The 15,481-nt window shown below is 59.6% G+C and carries 14 protein-coding genes; 8 read left to right on the top strand and 6 right to left on the bottom strand.

The genetic code is table 11. The features are described from left to right. The first annotated feature begins 24 nt into the window (after window positions 1-24). The gene (locus OP10G_RS11845) at window positions 25-984 is read left to right on the top strand and encodes an IS1595 family transposase (protein ID WP_025225676.1); all 960 of its coding nucleotides are present in this window, start codon (window positions 25-27) and stop codon (window positions 982-984) included. Window positions 985-1,148: 164 nt separating this feature from the next. On the opposite strand, the gene OP10G_RS11840 is transcribed toward OP10G_RS11845, so the two are convergent. From OP10G_RS11840 to OP10G_RS11830, 3 genes are all read right to left on the bottom strand, one after another. Next, a complete protein-coding gene (locus OP10G_RS11840) occupies window positions 1,149-1,604 on the bottom strand; it encodes a DUF7689 domain-containing protein (RefSeq protein ID WP_025225677.1) in 456 nt (151 codons plus the stop codon). After that, window positions 1,594-1,950, bottom strand: coding sequence for a hypothetical protein (locus tag OP10G_RS11835; protein WP_144241112.1), 357 nt, complete (start codon window positions 1,948-1,950; stop codon window positions 1,594-1,596). The genes OP10G_RS11840 and OP10G_RS11835 overlap by 11 nt, the downstream gene beginning before the upstream one ends. A 260-nt stretch (window positions 1,951-2,210) precedes the next feature. Beyond that, on the bottom strand, window positions 2,211-2,609 hold the full coding sequence (locus OP10G_RS11830; RefSeq protein WP_025225679.1) for a hypothetical protein: 399 nt from the start codon (window positions 2,607-2,609) through the stop codon (window positions 2,211-2,213). Window positions 2,610-2,859: 250 nt separating this feature from the next. Between OP10G_RS11830 and OP10G_RS24520 the strand changes: the two genes are divergently transcribed. The 3 genes from OP10G_RS24520 to OP10G_RS11805 all read left to right on the top strand — a co-directional run bounded on the left by OP10G_RS24520 (window position 2,860) and on the right by OP10G_RS11805 (window position 8,937). After that, a complete protein-coding gene (locus tag OP10G_RS24520; protein ID WP_025225680.1) occupies window positions 2,860-5,079 on the top strand; it encodes an arginine--tRNA ligase in 2,220 nt (739 codons plus the stop codon). Between the two features lie 394 nt (window positions 5,080-5,473). Next, window positions 5,474-6,868: an alpha-L-fucosidase gene (locus OP10G_RS11810; RefSeq protein WP_025225681.1), complete on the top strand. Its 1,395-nt coding sequence runs from the start codon at window positions 5,474-5,476 to the stop codon at window positions 6,866-6,868. Further along, window positions 6,865-8,937: an alpha-L-fucosidase gene (locus tag OP10G_RS11805; protein ID WP_025225682.1), complete on the top strand. Its 2,073-nt coding sequence runs from the start codon at window positions 6,865-6,867 to the stop codon at window positions 8,935-8,937. Before OP10G_RS11810 ends, OP10G_RS11805 begins: the two co-directional genes overlap by 4 nt. A 115-nt stretch (window positions 8,938-9,052) precedes the next feature. Here OP10G_RS11805 and OP10G_RS11800 read toward each other — a convergent pair whose 3' ends face one another. Together OP10G_RS11800 and OP10G_RS11795 are read right to left on the bottom strand one after the other, a co-directional pair. Then, complete coding sequence (locus tag OP10G_RS11800) at window positions 9,053-9,484, bottom strand: hypothetical protein (RefSeq protein WP_025225683.1); 432 nt, start codon at window positions 9,482-9,484, stop codon at window positions 9,053-9,055. 198 nt (window positions 9,485-9,682) lie between these two features. After that, window positions 9,683-10,153 (bottom strand): Fic family protein, encoded by a 471-nt coding sequence (locus tag OP10G_RS11795; RefSeq protein ID WP_025225684.1) that lies wholly within the window; start codon window positions 10,151-10,153, stop codon window positions 9,683-9,685. A gap of 70 nt (window positions 10,154-10,223) precedes the next feature. On the opposite strand from OP10G_RS11795, the gene OP10G_RS11790 reads away from it, so the two are divergent. From OP10G_RS11790 to OP10G_RS24515, 3 genes are all read left to right on the top strand, one after another. Further along, window positions 10,224-11,285 carry a DNA topoisomerase IB gene (locus tag OP10G_RS11790; protein WP_025225685.1) on the top strand — a complete coding sequence of 354 codons (1,062 nt, stop codon included), beginning with the start codon at window positions 10,224-10,226 and terminating at the stop codon, window positions 11,283-11,285. Window positions 11,286-11,446: 161 nt separating this feature from the next. Beyond that, window positions 11,447-12,175 (top strand): hypothetical protein, encoded by a 729-nt coding sequence (locus tag OP10G_RS25785; RefSeq protein ID WP_420810105.1) that lies wholly within the window; start codon window positions 11,447-11,449, stop codon window positions 12,173-12,175. Then, complete coding sequence (locus tag OP10G_RS24515; RefSeq protein ID WP_025225687.1) at window positions 12,172-13,134, top strand: SRPBCC family protein; 963 nt, start codon at window positions 12,172-12,174, stop codon at window positions 13,132-13,134. Before OP10G_RS25785 ends, OP10G_RS24515 begins: the two co-directional genes overlap by 4 nt. A 189-nt stretch (window positions 13,135-13,323) precedes the next feature. Here the strand turns inward: OP10G_RS24515 and OP10G_RS11775 are convergent, their stop codons facing one another. Further along, window positions 13,324-13,782 carry a hypothetical protein gene (locus OP10G_RS11775; protein WP_025225688.1) on the bottom strand — a complete coding sequence of 153 codons (459 nt, stop codon included), beginning with the start codon at window positions 13,780-13,782 and terminating at the stop codon, window positions 13,324-13,326. A gap of 96 nt (window positions 13,783-13,878) precedes the next feature. Here OP10G_RS11775 and sufB point away from each other — a divergent pair, with 96 nt between their 5' ends. Continuing rightward, on the top strand, window positions 13,879-15,408 hold the full coding sequence (gene sufB, locus OP10G_RS11770) for a Fe-S cluster assembly protein SufB (RefSeq protein ID WP_025225689.1): 1,530 nt from the start codon (window positions 13,879-13,881) through the stop codon (window positions 15,406-15,408). Window positions 15,409-15,481: the final 73 nt, after the last annotated feature.

The following is a 15,481-nucleotide window of genomic DNA, read 5'->3' as shown; positions in this document are numbered from 1 at the left end:
ACGAAGTTATGCTATAATAACTTCGTGAGCACGAAAGACGTGACCCCGAAAACTCTTCTCGAAGTGGTTATCCACTTCGCGGACGAGCGCACCGCATGGGAGTACATGCGGAACCGGCGATGGCCGAACGGGGTCAGTTGCCCGCGATGCGAGTGCGACCGCGTCCACCTGATCGAGTCCCGGATGATTTGGCGCTGTAACGGCTGCCGCAAGCAGTTCTCCGTAAAGGTCGGCACGATCTTCGAGGATTCCCCCATCAAGCTCTCCAAGTGGATTCCGGCTATGTGGCTCATTGCCAACGCCAAGAACGGTATCTCGTCTTACGAGTTGCACCGCGCGTTAGGCGTGACGCAGAAAACCGCGTGGTTCATGCTTCACCGGATTCGCCTTGCGATGCAGCAAGAGTCGTTTGAGAAGATGGGCGGCAAGAACGGCGTTGAAGTCGAGGTAGACGAAACGTTCATCGGGGCCAACGCTCGAAACATCCACCAGGACGTCAGAGAAGCCAAAGGGATCAAGCAGGGCTCCCAGGGCCATCGTTCGGTCGTTCTCGGAATGATTGAGCGGGACGGTTCGGTGCGAACTTTTCACGTCGAGGACCGTAGGGCAAATAGTCTCGTTCCGCTACTCAAAAAGCACATCCACCCGGATTCTTGGCTCTACACCGACTCCAACCCGGCGTACGTCATGCTTCCGGACTGGTTCCGACATGAAATGGTAGACCACGCCGTCGAGTACGTCAACGGTCGCGTGAGCACGAATTGCATGGAGAACTATTGGAGTCTCCTAAAGCGAACGATTCGCGGAACCTACGTCAGCGTTGAGCCGTTCCACCTTCACCGCTACCTTGACGAGCAAGCTTTCCGGTTCAACGAGCGCAAGGGAACTGATGCGAGCCGGTTCAAGACGCTTGCTTCGCAGGTTTCAGGTAAGCGACTCACCTATAAGAAGCTCACCGGTAAGGAGGAAGCGATTGGATACTGAAAAGACATTGCCTGCGGACGGCACAAAAGACCCCGGAGAGGGCCAAAGCGATCCTAGCATGGTCGCCTTGGATAACTTAACTCGCGAGATATTCAAGGTTCCGAAGTCGGAACTGGATAAACGGTTGAATGAGGCCGGAGCGAAAAACAAACTTGCTCGCGATTCTAGGCGCGCGGGCGCTTCATAAAGACAGGGTTTGATCCGTAGACTGCCACGACATCGTCAATGGTGTGTTTAACATCCTCGAAAAAGTCCATCTTGCTCCACCAACGACCGTCGTCACACTGCTTGCAAGCATGCGCCCACTCGCCGTCTTGCTCAAATAATGCAATCTTGTCGACTTCTGGCTCGACCGTTTCGTCTCCGCAAGCAACAAATCCAAGCCACTCGAATACTGCGACTAGATGCGCCAGCGAGTTGCCGCGTGGAATTCCTGGTGGCCAATACGTGTAGGTCCCATACCCGGTCTCGTGCGTCCAAAATTTGTCTTTATGCCCAGCCGCCCAAGCAACGCAGTTGTACTGCCAATCTTCGTCGCTGGTGATCTGAACGGGCCTGCCGCAAAAGATCCGGTCAATGCGTTGCTCTGGCGTTTCTGGGCTATCCCAGTCAATACCCACGGGTACCTGCCCAACCAAGCCAAGCTTCCGTCATTAGCCGCATATCGCCGTAAGATTCTTCGGGGATAGGGTTTTCGCAAACGATCGATTCGAGTGCCCAAAACCAATAGCGTGGCTTGGTTCGCAACTCGCGAAACAGGAACGGTAACGCACGCTCACCCATGCCGATGATCTGCTGGTACGGAGCAAGCATCGTCATCTCTTTGATCCGCATTCCCGCCCGAATCTCGCGCAACCACTGATTTTTCAGTCGCTCGAATTTACGCTCGTTCATCTGCTTGTTCTTCTCAATAGCAAACGCCAACGCCGCTGAGAGCTTGGGTGCGACATGAGACGTTTCCGCCACATTTGGGATTTGTAGGGAACGCGACGACTGCCAATGCTGCAGGACGACGTTTGTGTCTAGGACAACGAATGGAAAGTTTGGTTCCTCGGCACTCCGCATACCAGAAGGCTGTTGAGGCTCACTCATTAACGGCGGCGCAGGCGGCCGCCCGGTGGGCATCAAAGGGGGGTTCCTTTGATGATCGGCCACTTCCTGCGCAAGTAAGTACCACTCCCTCGCGGTGTGCTGAATCTGGGGGTTCAAGCGCTCCACTTGCTTTCCTACTCCCCGGACTCCGCTGGTTGGCCAGCTAATTGCCGTTCTGCCCGTGCGTAGGCTTCAAGATGAGCCTTGATCCAATTCATTACTAGGTTGGCGACCGGCAGTGACATCATGAGGACGGCTTCAACTTCTCGGACCGCAACTAAATTACCATCCTCGAAAACATCAGGGTCTACAATCACCTGCCGCCCGTCGCTGTGCCAATGCAAATCGTAAGAGTCGGGGATACCAGGGCGATCGTTGAGGACAGTCATGCAAAGATCCCCGAACTGGTTCGTACCCCCAAGAACCTGGTTGACGTGTATCACCCGGAACTGAGGGCTTTTTACGTGGTCGATCCGGAGCTTTACGAATTCCGACCCGTCATCCCCCGTCTGGAATTTTTCTTTTTCTGCCACGCCCTCAGAATATCACGCCAGGTTCAAACCCGGTGTTTCGTGCGTCAAGTATATTGTTGCCCGAATGAGACTTATGGGACACCTGAGACCCATGCGTCCCAGATGTCCCATCCGTCCCATCGGCTAGGGTAAAGCCAAAACACACCCAACGCCCCAACGCCCCAACGCCCCAACGCCCAGCGCCCAGCGCCCAGCGCCCAGCGCCCAGCGCCCAGCGCCCAGCGCCCATCAAGGGCGGTACCCTATATCCTTGCTACGCGACCACCTTCAAGAGCTCGTTCGGAGCGCCGTCGACCAACTGATCGCCCAGGGAAAGCTGCCTGAGGCGGTGCGCGGGGCGCCGATCGAGATTTCCGATACCAAGAATCCCGAGCACGGCGACTACGCGTGCAATCTTGCCCTGGTCGCGAGCAAACGGGCCGGGATGAACCCCCGGGCGATTGGCGAGCTGCTCAAGGAGGCGCTGCTGGAGGTTCATCGGCAGGGTGCCGATGCTTCGGGCGTCTTCGAAGCCATCGATATCGCCGGCCCAGGCTTTCTTAATTTCCGCCTCAAACCCGAGGTCATTGCCGCCTACATCCCCCGCGTTCTCGCCGAAGCCGACATCTTCGCCCAACGCCCAACGCCCAACGCCCAACGCCTCAACATCGAATTCGTCTCCGTTAACCCGAACGGCCCGATCACGGTCGGCTCCGGCCGCGGCGCGGCATTTGGCGACACGCTGAGCCGGATCATGCAGGCGGTCGGGCACGAAGTCGACCGCGAGTACTACATCAACGACGGCGTCAACTCCGAACAGATGCGGCTCTTCGCCGAATCGGTGAAGTACTACGTTCGGACCGCTCTCGGGCTGCCCGGCGACTTCCCGGAGAAGGGATATCGCGGCGAGTACGTGCAGGACGTCGGCATGGGTCTCCTCGATTTCGTGCTGAGGCAGCGCGGAACTCGGAGAATGGCGTTGGCGGAAACGATCGCGCAAGCCGGCTGGGACCCCGCGCGGCTTACCTACGAATCGTTCGTCCGGCACTTGGACGGCGGGCCGATTGAGGGAGACTCGCCCGAGGAAAAGCTGATCGCCCGAGTCGTCGCCGATGCCAAAGCTTCGGATACTACGCCGGATACCGACACGTTCGAGCGGCTTCTGCTCCTCGAGATCGTGGCGCCCGAGTTCGTCGAGGACTCGGACGGTTCCCAAGAAGCATGGGAGGGGCGCCTGACCGAATTCGTCCGCAGCCACCGCGCCGTGCACGATCTGCCGGAGGAGCAACAGACGGCCCTCTCGGTCGCCGGCACCCTCGTCGGCGAGCTCGACCCGGTCGACGCCGACCTTTGGGACACTCTCAGCTTCCAAAAAGCCGCTCAGGAATTGATGATCGAGCGGCAGCGGGGCGACCTTCGAATCTTCGGCGTCAACTTCCAGCGGTGGTTCTCCGAGCAGTCGCTTCACGACGAGGGGAAGGTGCAGTCCGCGCTAGAAAAACTGGAAAAAGCCGGTAATTCCTACCGGTCTCCCCAACCGAGAGACGCCGAAGAAGTCGCCGCCGAGAAGGACAAATACGAAGATGAGGAGGACGAAAACCCAACCGAGGAAGGCTCGGCCCTCTGGATCGCCTCGCACACAAACGGATTTGGGGACGAGAAGGACCGGGTTCTGGTAAGAGCCGACGGACGCCCCGCCTACATCGCCGCCGACGTCGCGTACCTGGAGAACAAGCTTGGAGAGCGGGGTTACGAGAAGGCGCTCCTCATCCTCGGCCCCGACCACCACGGATACATCGGTCGGATGTACGCGGCATACCAAGCGCTCGGCTACCCGATGAAAGATGGGAAGCCGGAGCGGTTCGAGATCATCATCTTCCAGATCGTGCGGTTCGTGAAGGACGGAAAACCGGCGCCGATGCGGAAGCGAGACGGCAACATCTACGAGCTGCGCGACCTCATCGAAGAGCTCGGCAAAGCCCAAGCCCCGGACGCCACCCTCGAGGAGCAACGGCGAATCGGCGCGGACGTCGCGCGGTTCTTCTATCTGATGCGAAGCCATGACACCCACATGGACTTCGACATCGATCTCGCCACCAAGCAGAGCGACGAGAATCCCGTGTTCTACGTCCAATACGCCCACGCGCGTATCTGCTCGGTGCTGCGCAAGGCGGAAGAAGCCGGGTTCGTGCTCGGTGCGGATATGGACCCCGGACAGCTCACCCATCCGAGGGAGCTTTCGCTGACCAAGAAGATCCTCGACCTTCCGTTCGAAACCCAACGGGCGTCGCAAGACTACGGCGTGCACCGGATCGCGACCTACGCGATCGAGCTGGCGAAGACGTACCACCACTTCTACGACCAGTGCCGAGTCATCCAGACCGGTGAGCCGGATCTCACGCGCGCCCGGCTGGCTCTCTGCCGGGCGGCGCGGCAAACCCTGCGATCGGCATTGGAATTGCTGGGCGTTTCTGCACCGGAAAAGATGTAGGCCCCCCGAAGATGGAACCCTGGTCGTTTCCACAGTGCTGCTTCACGTTCGCACGCAAGTAATCAGGGATGACCCCTGCCTGGTTCGGCGACCATGCCAATCTCTCGTTGCCGCAGCCTGAGCCGTGTGTGCCACGTCTCTCCCGACCCCGGCAGGGGTCTTCAGAAATTAGGCCCGGGTCGAAGACCCGGGGTAGAGGTCGCCACCCTTCCCCGACCCCGGCAGGCGGTCGCAGAAACTACCGTCAGCCTAGAATTGGACGCGACAGATTGGAATAATCCCTCCCCACGGTCCTGCAATCGCTCCTCTCCTCTGCCGCTAAAGGCATGTGGGTAGCGACGAGAGATGGAAGCTTTGGTAAACGAGTAGTCTTCATTGCGTTGGTTTTTCCGCCATGCTGCCGCTGATCGCCCTCCTTGCCATGTCTGCCTCGACGAATCCTCCCGCGCCGCTTGCTCCGATCCCCGCTCCGCGCCAACTGGCGTGGCACAAGCTCGAGACCTACGCGTTCGTTCATTTCGGACCCAACACTTTTACCGGCGAAGAGTGGGGGCATGGAAACGAGCACGAGAGCGTCTTCGATCCGAAGCACCTCGACTGCCGACAGTGGGTCCACACGTTCAAGAAAGCCGGCTTGGCGGGGGTTATGATCACCGCGAAGCACCACGACGGCTTTTGCCTCTGGCCGAGCAAGTTCTCCACGCACACGGTGGCGCAGAGCCATTGGAAGAATGGAAAGGGCGACGTTCTGAAGGAGCTTTCCAAGGCATGTAAGGCGGAAGGCTTAAAATTCGGCGTCTATCTTTCGCCGTGGGATCGCAATCACCCGACCTACGGAACGCCGGCGTACAACGACACTTTCAAACACATGCTCCGCGAGGTGCTGACGAATTACGGAGATGTCTTCGAAGTCTGGTTCGACGGCGCGAACGGCGAGGGTCCGAACGGCAAGCGTCAGGTCTACGACTGGCCCGGCTTCATCCAGGTCGTTCGCGAGTGCCAGCCAAACGCGGTCATCTTTTCCGACGCCGGCCCAGACATCCGGTGGGTCGGAAACGAGGAAGGGCACTCGGCGCCGACCTGCTGGGCCACCATCGACCGAGACCGGTACGTCCCCGGAACCCCTCTCTCGGCGGAGCTTACCGAAGGGAAAAGAGATGGCACCCACTGGGTTCCCGCCGAGTGCGACGTCTCGATTCGGCCGGGCTGGTTCCACCGCGATTCCGAAGACGCTAAGGTGAAGTCACCGGAGAAGCTGCTCGAGATCTGGGAAGAATCGGTCGGCCAAAACGGCAACCTCATCCTAAACGTGCCGCCGAACCACGAGGGGCTTATCTCGCATCCCGATGTCGAAGCGCTCCTCGGCTGGAAAAATCTTCGCGACGTGATCTATGGGCACGACCTTGCGAAGGGGGCCAAAGCGAAGGCCGATGCAAGCCGGGATGGCTTTGACGCTCAAGGAATCGTGGACGGCAAGGAAGCGACCTATTGGGCGGCGCCCGATAACGTCACCAAAGCCGCGATCGTTTTCGATCTACCGAGATCGGCCACCTTTGACCGGGTGGAGCTCGACGAACAGATCGCCCTCGGACAGCGGATCGCCCAGTTCCGGATCGAAGCCGAGGCGGGCGGGGTTTGGAAAACCATCGGTGAAGGGACCACCGTCGGCCACCGGCGGATCGTCCGCGTCCCGGTCACGACAGCGAACCGGATAAGAATTTCTATTCTCGATTCTCGCGCATGCCCCACGCTTAGCCGCTTTGCGCTCTACAATTCAGCTCAACGATGATTTCTCTCGCGCTCCTCGCCGCCACTGCCGCTCTCGCGCCGTCTAACGACACCCCCGCGCAGCACGACGCCCGAATGAAGCAGTGGAAGGAGGCCCGCTTTGGGATGTTCATCCACTGGGGTCTGTACTCCATTCCCGCCGGCAAGTGGGGGAAGGGGACCGGCTACGGCGAATGGCTTCGGGAAGAAGCCCATGTCCCGGTCACCGAGTACGAGAAGCTTCAGTCCCAGTTCAATCCGGTGAAGTTCAACGCCGACGAGTGGGCTCGCATGGCAAAGGATGCGGGAATGAACTACGTCGTGATCACGACGAAGCACCACGATGGCTTCAACTTGTTCCCATCGAAGTACACCGACTGGTCGGTCAAGAACACGCCGTTCCATCGCGACATCATGAAGGAGCTGTCGACGGCCGTCCGAAAGAAGGGGATGACCATGGGTTGGTACCACTCCATCATGGACTGGCACCATCCTGACTATCTGCCGCGCCGGTCTTGGGAGACCGCCGACCGTCCCGCGGACGGCGCGGACATGGACCGGTATGTGGAGTACCTCCACAACGAAGTGCGGCAACTACTCACCGATTACGGCCCCATCGGCGTGATGTGGTTCGACGGCGAATGGGAATCTACGTGGACGCCCAAGTACGGTAAGGCGCTATACGACCTTTGCCGCTCGATCCAGCCCAAGATCATCGTGAACAACCGGGTCTCGCCGGGCCGGAACGGAGTCGAGGATGCCACGCTGAAGGCGGGCGACTACGGCACTCCGGAGCAGTTCATCCCCGCTACCGGTCTCCCCGGCCAGGACTGGGAGACATGCATGACGATGAACGACCACTGGGGGTACAACGCCGCCGACAAAAATTGGAAGTCGTCAAAAACCCTGATTCGAAACCTGGTCGACATTGCCTCAAAGGGCGGGAACTACCTGCTAAACATCGGCCCTCGGTCCGACGGCACGTTCCCGCCGGAAGCGGTGTCGCGGCTACGCGACATGGGCAAATGGATGAGGGTGAACGGGGATTCGATCTACGGGACGACGGCGTCGTCTTTCGATTCCTTGCCTTGGGGCCGCAGTACGACCAAGCGACTCGGAAAGGCTACCAACCTTTACCTTCATGTATTCGATTGGCCCAGCGATGGCCGGCTGGTGGTGCCGGGGATCGCTAACAAGCCGCTCACGGCCATTAATATGCCCGGTTTCGATATTTCGAGCCAAGCACCCCAGGTGGGGAACCTTAGCCGAAAAGGCGCCACCCTTCCGGTTTCCCGCGTCGGGTCCGATCTGGTAATCAAGCTGCCGCCAAAGCCGCTCGACCCCAACGTTTCCGTAATTGAATTGGTGGTGGAGGGAGCGCCGGTCATCTACCGGCCGCCGGTTATCACCGCCGATTCCGAGATCCTGGTCGGTTCGACCCACGCGCGTATCGCGTCGCCATCGCCGAGTTTCCAGGTTCGATACACCTTGGACGGCAGCGCGCCGACCGCCTCCTCGCCCCTTTATCGCGGACCGATCGCCATCAGCCGGTCCACCGGTCTCCGTGCGGCCACGTTCCTTGGCGCCAAGCGGGTTTCGAGCGTGGTCGAGAAGGAATTCCGCGCCGTAGCTCCGGCTCCCGCCGAGAGCGTTACCGGTCTTGAGCCCGGCCTTTGGGTTGAGACTTTCAGTGGCGATTGGGAGAAGCTTCCCGACTTCGACACGCTGACCCCTCGTAATCGCGAGCTCGCGACTGGCCTCTCGATCCCGATGAACGGCAAGGTCCCGGATGAGAAGGTCGGTCAGCGCTACGCCGGCTACCTCAACGTTCCGCAAGACGGCGTCTATCGCTTCGCTCTGAGCAGCGACGACGGCTCCAAGCTCTTGATTGACGGCAAGCTGATTGTGGACGCCGACGGCCTGCACAGCGACACGACCTTCAACGGGGAGGCGGCGCTTGCCAAGGGACCGCACAAGGTCACCATCACCTGGTTCAACGGAACCGGCGGATCGGCGCTGGGATTAAAGTGGGGTCGCGCGGGAAGTCCGCTTCATGCCCTCTCTTCAGGCGACATCGGGCACATACCCTAGCCCTTCCCTACGTCCGAAGGACGTGTAGCCGCAGGTTGGCTCGTACCTGCGCCTGGCGTACCTTCGGTACACCCGGATCATCGGCGAGGGCGCCGACGCTACGTAGGAAGTTGGCCTACGAGTCGAAGGCCATGCCTCGGCTTGTGACGAGGTTCTCCCAGAGGCGGAGGTCGGTGCAGCGGGTGGGACCGTCGGTGATGGCGGAAGCGGCTTCCAGGGACATTCGCTCGAATTGAACTCGCTGCAAGGCACAGGCGAAATCAAAGGAGCCGACCTCGATGGTTCCTATCCCGACGCTGGGAATGAACGCCAGATTCCAGCTCTGAGCGTTATCGGTTCGTTCGATCCAGATATCGCCCGAACAGGCGCAGCTACCTGAGCCGGAAGCGAGCGCTTCGAGCTCGTCGGCGCGTCCGGTTCCGGTGGCGACCATCCCCATCGCATTTGCGACGGTAATCCGCACGGTATCTCCCTCGCCGGTCGGCTCGAGCCAGACCATGCGCGGCATTTCACCCGGAAGGGTGCGTGCGTGCAGGATGTAAGCCATGGGCTAGATTTTCGCATTTAGGACTTACACGGGCAAGTCCCTCGTTTCCGGGACTCCCAAGTCACGGAAAAACGGGAACACGATTTCTGGGTTCGCGTCCAAATCCTAAGCTGGAACCAATAAACAGCGAGCAAAAAGAACGAAGCCAATCCTCAAGTATTGACCCCTGCGGTTAGTAGGGGTCTTTTTTTTTGTCGGCTAAACGGCGACGGCCGACCGTTCGGCAAGCGAAGCGATCGTGGCCGGAAAATCGTCGAGGACCGCTTGGATGGCCTCCCGGACCTCCGGCGGATGGCCGTGACCATGGGGAGACGGGGAGGTTACGCGGGAGATCGCATCGCGAGCCGAAACCGCTTTGTCCGCGATCCTGTCGAACCAACCGACCGCATCGTCGTCGGTAAGGCCGATCTCCGTTCCATTGAGTTTTAGGAACGAGAGAACGGCGATGAACGCGGTCGCCTCGTTCCCCGCTTCGAACGGATGCATCCTCAAGAATCCGGTCACGAACCTTGCCGCTTGCGGAAGGAGGGTTTTACTCTCGCCGTACGCATACTGGTAGAACGTCGCCTCTTCCAAGCGCGCGAAATTAAAGTGGTGGACCTTCTTGGTCGCCTGGAGGTTAATCCAAAGCACGTCCTGCACGGTCAGGTAGTGAAGCGTCGCAGCCATATCGGTGCCTGTGAGTGTACTTGGTTAGCTCCGAAACCCTCACCCCTCCGTCGAAGTCCGATCCCTTTACATGAGCGTTCCCGAGGTGGTGGAGTCGGTTGAGCAAGCGGGGCTGGTCTATGTAACCGATGCGATGCCAGGAATTTCGCGGAGGCGCGAGGGGGATGGGTTCGCCTACGTATGGCCCGACGGCCGGAGGGTGAAAGAAGAGCAGACGCTTCAGCGCATTCGTTCGCTCGCGATTCCGCCCGCTTACGAGAGCGTATGGATCTGTCCGCAAGAGAACGGTCACTTGCAGGCGACCGGAAAGGATACGAAGGGGCGCAAGCAGTATCGTTATCACCCGCGGTTCCGCGAAACGAGAGACGCCTCCAAGTACGATCGGATGTCTGAGTTTGCTTCGGCTTTGCCAAAAATCCATGCCCGGCTCGAACACGACCTTTCCCTGCGGGGCCTCCCTCGCGACAAGGTCCTGGCCGTGTTGATTCATCTCTTAGAGAGAAGCCTAATCCGAGTCGGAAACGAGGAGTACGCCAAGTCCAACCACTCCTATGGCCTAACGACCATGCTTAACCGCCACGTCAAGGTGGAAGGGAGCGAGGTCCGTTTCAGTTTTCTTGGGAAGAGTAAGATTCGCCATCGGATTGCGTTACATGACCGTCGCCTGGCTCGCGTCGTGAGGCGCCTGCAAGATCTTCCCGGCCAAGAGCTCTTTCAGTACCTCGACGAGAATGGAGACCGCCACTCCGTGACTTCCACTGACGTCAACGCCTACCTCAAAGAAATCTCCGGAGGGGACTTCACCGCCAAGGATTTCCGAACATGGGCCGGCACCGTTCTCGCCCTAACCGAGCTTGCCGGCGCCGAGCCGCCGGCCACCAAGCGCGAAGCGAAGGCCACCGTCACGCGGGTCCTGAAGACGGTCGCCGCGCAGCTTGGGAATACTCCCGCGGTTTGCCGGAAATGCTACGTGCACCCCGCCGTGCTCGAAGCTTACGCCGAGGGCACGCTGCTCGAGGTCCTGAGTCAAGACGACCGGTGTGAATCCCCTTCCCGGGCGATCCAGTGCGTGGAAGACGCGGTCAAGCGGCTACTTGGAAGCCACCATCGGCAGCTCGACCGAGCCGCGTAAAAGCCTACATTTGCCCGAGGCCCACGCCAAAACCTGGTAACCACTCCGGGTCCATGGAGCAACTGGATACGTTATAGTTTTATCACGTATTGATTTCTGTGGAATCGGATACCGTTTGGCGTGCGCTGGCGAGCCCTCATCGGAGGAAGCTGCTTGACCTGATGAAAGACGGACCGCGGACGACGGGACAGCTCTCCAAGGACCTGCCTGAACTCACTCGGTTCGCGGTCATGCAGCACCTTGGGGTCTTGGAGGAAGCGGGCCTTGTGCTCTCGCGGAAGGAGGGGAAGAGTCGGTTCAACTATTTGAATCCGATCCCGCTCCGGCAGACCCTCGAGCGCTGGCTCACCTCCAGCTCGTCGACAGCGGCCGAGACGGCCCTACATCTGAAGCGGTACGCAGAAACAAGAAGAGAGGTGGCCCAACAAATGGACCAAAACGATTACCGTTTCGTGAAAATCGAAATGGAGATGAAGATTGACGCGCCGCGCGAACGAGTTTTTGCGGCCCTAACCGAGGAGCTGAACAATTGGTGGCCGCACCGATTCAAGCCCGATTCGCAGGTCTCCTGCGACGTCCGCGTCGGCGGACGAATCGAGGAGCGATTCGCTAACGGAGGCGGCGCCGTATACGGTGAGATCGTCTATATGGACGCTCCGTTCCAGATCGCTTCCGGGGGTACCAGTGCCCTCAATCGAGGAATGTCAAGCTACTCGATGGATACGCTGGAAGAGGATGGAGAGTCCACGGTTCTAAAGCGAAACTTTCAGATCTGGGGCTACGTGCCGGAAAACGTCGAAAAGATGTACCGGGAGGGGAGTCGACAGATAATGGAAGTAGCGCTCAACCGCTATCTCCGTGACGGGATCGGATATCAGGTGCCGGCATGAGGACACTCTCTCTATTCGCTCTCTTGCTCTCCGCAACCGCGATGGGGCAAGCCGAGCGCCGGTTGGAGAAGTCCGCCGTCATCGATGCGCCGGTCGCCGAAGTCTGGAAAGCTTGGACCACGGCCGAAGGACTTCAGAGCTTCATGTGCCAGAAGGCGACGGTGGATCTCAAGTTGAACGGCCGCTTCGAGATCGAATTCTCGACGGATCCACCCATCGGGAGACACGGATCGGAAGGGTGCAAGGTCCTCAGTTACATTCCCGAGAAGATGCTTTCGTTCACTTGGAACGCGCCGCCAGATCAACCTGTTATGCGGCTTCGGCACACGTTCGTGGTGTTGCAGTTCACCCCCCAAGGAGATAAGACCCGAATCGACCTCAGTCAGGGGGGTTGGGGAACGGGGCCGGAATCGGATAAGACTTACGCCTACTTCGACGAGGCTTGGCCGGTAGTGTTGAGCTGGTGCCAACAGCGGTTCAAGTCCGGCCCGATTGTCCGCCCGGCTTCCGGTAAGGTCTCCCCTCCTCCCGATCTTTCTGCAATGGACCAAATCGGCCGCCTCGTCGGTGGAGTTTGGCGAGGCGAGGTCAAGTCGCCGGACGGAAAGCCGGTGATCATCGAGTTCAAATACCGCCGTCATCAGGATGGCAATGGAATCATCGGCGAAGGTTGGATCGGTAAGGGGCGGAAGGACGGAGTTCGCGTGAACTCGATGTTCGGCCTCGACCCGGAGACGAAATCGGTCTACTACCTCGACAACCACGGTTCCGGGACGGTGTATTGGGGGCATGTCACGATGGAAGGCAAGGACGTCGCCTTCGTCTTCGGCCCGGCCGGAGGCGATATGAACGCCTTCACCTCCCGAAGCCGCTTCCTCGACAACGACTCACTCGCCAGCATCATCCGCAACTCCAAAGGCGAGGAAGTCGTGGGCCTTACCCTAAAGCGGGTCAAGTAATCCGGAGCCCCTCCTCTTGCGGCCCGATGTTTGTGCGGGCTGGAGGAGGAGGGGTTGGGGTGGAGGTTCCGGAAAGTGATTTCTGATGTTTGATGTGTGAACGTATGTTCGCCACCCCCAATACGGACGTGGATACATCCAAGCTGAAAGCACGGCGCCACTCTCCCCGACTCTTCACGGCGCCAAACATCAATGGGAAGACTTGCGGCGCTTTTTCGCCTGCCATAGGAAGACCACTGCCGCACTTACGACGGCGCCAAAGAGGAGGCGACTGAAGAGATCGGAAGAGCGACTCGTTTCCCACTCGATCTTCTCCGGCGAAACATTGAGATCGAACGTCCTAGCCGCCGAGGTCGACCGCTGCATGTCCACGGGGAGATCCTTCAGCTTGAAAGTCTGGTGACGCTTGATCGTCGTCCATCTCGCATCCACGTCCAGGACCGGCGGTGCGTCGGAGAACCACAGCCCTTTAGAGGCCGATCCCCCCTCGGGGGCGGTGACCATCGAATGCGCTTCGGTCGTTTCGTCTGCCCGGTAGCTAAAGACCACATCTACGGGACCCGGCCCCTGATTGTGGACCTGCACGTTCAGCAAGCCACTGCACGCCAAGATCGTCGCCAAGCCGAGAGCGTAAAGAAGCCAGCGCACTCAGACAGTGTAATCCGGCTGTCACAATACGTAGGAAGAGCTGAGCGGTCGCGCGTAGCCGGTGATGCCGGGAGGGCGCGTCGCGAGTGAAACGATATGTCCGAGCAAGTCCTAGACGAAAGCACCGCACTACTGGAATCCTTCGCCAACCGCGAATACGAGCATGGCTGGAGCACCGACATCGAGTCGGACACCCTGCCGCCCGGATTGAACGAAGACGTCGTCCGCGTGATCTCCGCCAAGAAGGAAGAGCCGCAATGGCTGCTCGATTGGCGGCTAAAGGCGTACCGGCACCTCCTCACGATGAAGGAGCCGAAGTGGCCGAACGTAAAGTATCCGCCGATCGACCTCAACTCGATTTCTTACTACTCCGCCCCTAAAAAGAAGCCGGTCCTCGACTCTCTTGAGGATGCCGACCCGGAGATCCTGCGGACGTTCCAAAAGCTGGGGATCCCTGTCGAGGAGCAGAAGGTATTGCTGAACGTGAAGGGCGCTGCCGCCAGCGCCGCCGATGCCCGCCAGGCGCCAGACAAGCCACTCTCCGGCATCGCCGTGGACGCGGTTTTCGACTCGGTTTCCGTGGTCACCACGTTTAAGAAGGAGCTGTTCAAGCTCGGCATCATCTTCTGCTCGATCCAGGAAGCGGTGAGGGAGCATCCGGAGCTGGTGCTGAAGCACCTCGGTTCGGTGGTCCCCTACAGCGATAATTTCTTCGCGACGCTGAACAGCGCGGTTTTCTCCGACGGCTCGTTCGTGTACATCCCGAAAGGGGTGCGATGCCCGATGGAGCTGAGCACGTACTTCCGAATCAACGCGGAGAATACGGGCCAGTTCGAGCGGACCCTGATCATCGCCGAGGAAGGCTCGTACGTGAGCTACCTCGAGGGATGCACGGCGCCGATGCGCGACGAAAATCAGCTTCACGCCGCCGTAGTCGAGCTAGTGGCTGCCGGCGACGACGCGATCATCAAGTACAGCACCGTCCAGAACTGGTATCCCGGCGATCCGAAGACCGGTAAAGGCGGGATCTACAACTTCGTCACCAAGCGAGCCCGGGCGATCGGAAAGCGAAGCAAGGTCACTTGGACCCAGGTCGAGACCGGCTCCGCGATCACCTGGAAATACCCGTCCGTCATCCTGCAGGGCGACGACTCCGTCGGCGAGTTCTACTCGGTGGCGCTGACCGCCAACCAGCAACAGGCGGATACCGGAACCAAGATGATCCACATCGGCAAGCGGACGAAGTCCACGATCGTGTCGAAGGGAATCTCGGCCGGACACGGCCAGAACACCTACCGCGGTCTGGTGAAGGTGAATCCGGGCGCCGACGGCGCGCGGAATTACTCGCAATGCGATTCGATGCTGATGGGTGATCGGTGTGGCGCTCACACGTTCCCGTACATCGAAGTAAAGAATCCGACCGCGACGGTGGAGCACGAAGCGTCGACCTCCAAGATCGGTGAAGACCAGATCTTCTACTGCAACCAGCGCGGAATCCCGACCGAAGACGCCGTCAACATGATCGTCTCCGGCTTCTGCAAAGAAGTCTTCCGCGAGCTCCCAATGGAGTTCGCCGTCGAAGCCCAAAAGCTGCTTGGAGTCAGTCTGGAAGGAAGCGTAGGCTAGGACGACGCCCACCGTTTGACGTTCTTTAAACGGTGGGCCACTGATAACTAAGGGAACCTGCGTCCACTCGCTT

The organism is Fimbriimonas ginsengisoli Gsoil 348 (assembly GCF_000724625.1).
GTDB classification, from domain to species: domain Bacteria; phylum Armatimonadota; class Fimbriimonadia; order Fimbriimonadales; family Fimbriimonadaceae; genus Fimbriimonas; species Fimbriimonas ginsengisoli.
The sequence above is the reverse complement of the archived record's forward strand: the minus strand, read 5'-3'. Positions and strand labels throughout refer to the sequence as shown.

What these genes read in the sequence shown, in the direction of transcription:
- sufB (WP_025225689.1), top strand. Translation starts at nt 13,879, where the DNA reads ATGTCCGAGCAAGTCCTAGACGAAAGCACCGCACTACTGGAATCCTTC.
- OP10G_RS11805 (WP_025225682.1), top strand. Translation starts at nt 6,865, where the DNA reads ATGATTTCTCTCGCGCTCCTCGCCGCCACTGCCGCTCTCGCGCCGTCT.
- OP10G_RS24515 (WP_025225687.1), top strand. Translation starts at nt 12,172, where the DNA reads ATGAGGACACTCTCTCTATTCGCTCTCTTGCTCTCCGCAACCGCGATG.
- OP10G_RS11790 (WP_025225685.1), top strand. Translation starts at nt 10,224, where the DNA reads ATGAGCGTTCCCGAGGTGGTGGAGTCGGTTGAGCAAGCGGGGCTGGTC.
- OP10G_RS11810 (WP_025225681.1), top strand. Translation starts at nt 5,474, where the DNA reads ATGCTGCCGCTGATCGCCCTCCTTGCCATGTCTGCCTCGACGAATCCT.
- OP10G_RS25785 (WP_420810105.1), top strand. Translation starts at nt 11,447, where the DNA reads ATGAAAGACGGACCGCGGACGACGGGACAGCTCTCCAAGGACCTGCCT.
- OP10G_RS11800 (WP_025225683.1), bottom strand. Translation starts at nt 9,484, where the DNA reads ATGGCTTACATCCTGCACGCACGCACCCTTCCGGGTGAAATGCCGCGC.
- OP10G_RS11795 (WP_025225684.1), bottom strand. Translation starts at nt 10,153, where the DNA reads ATGGCTGCGACGCTTCACTACCTGACCGTGCAGGACGTGCTTTGGATT.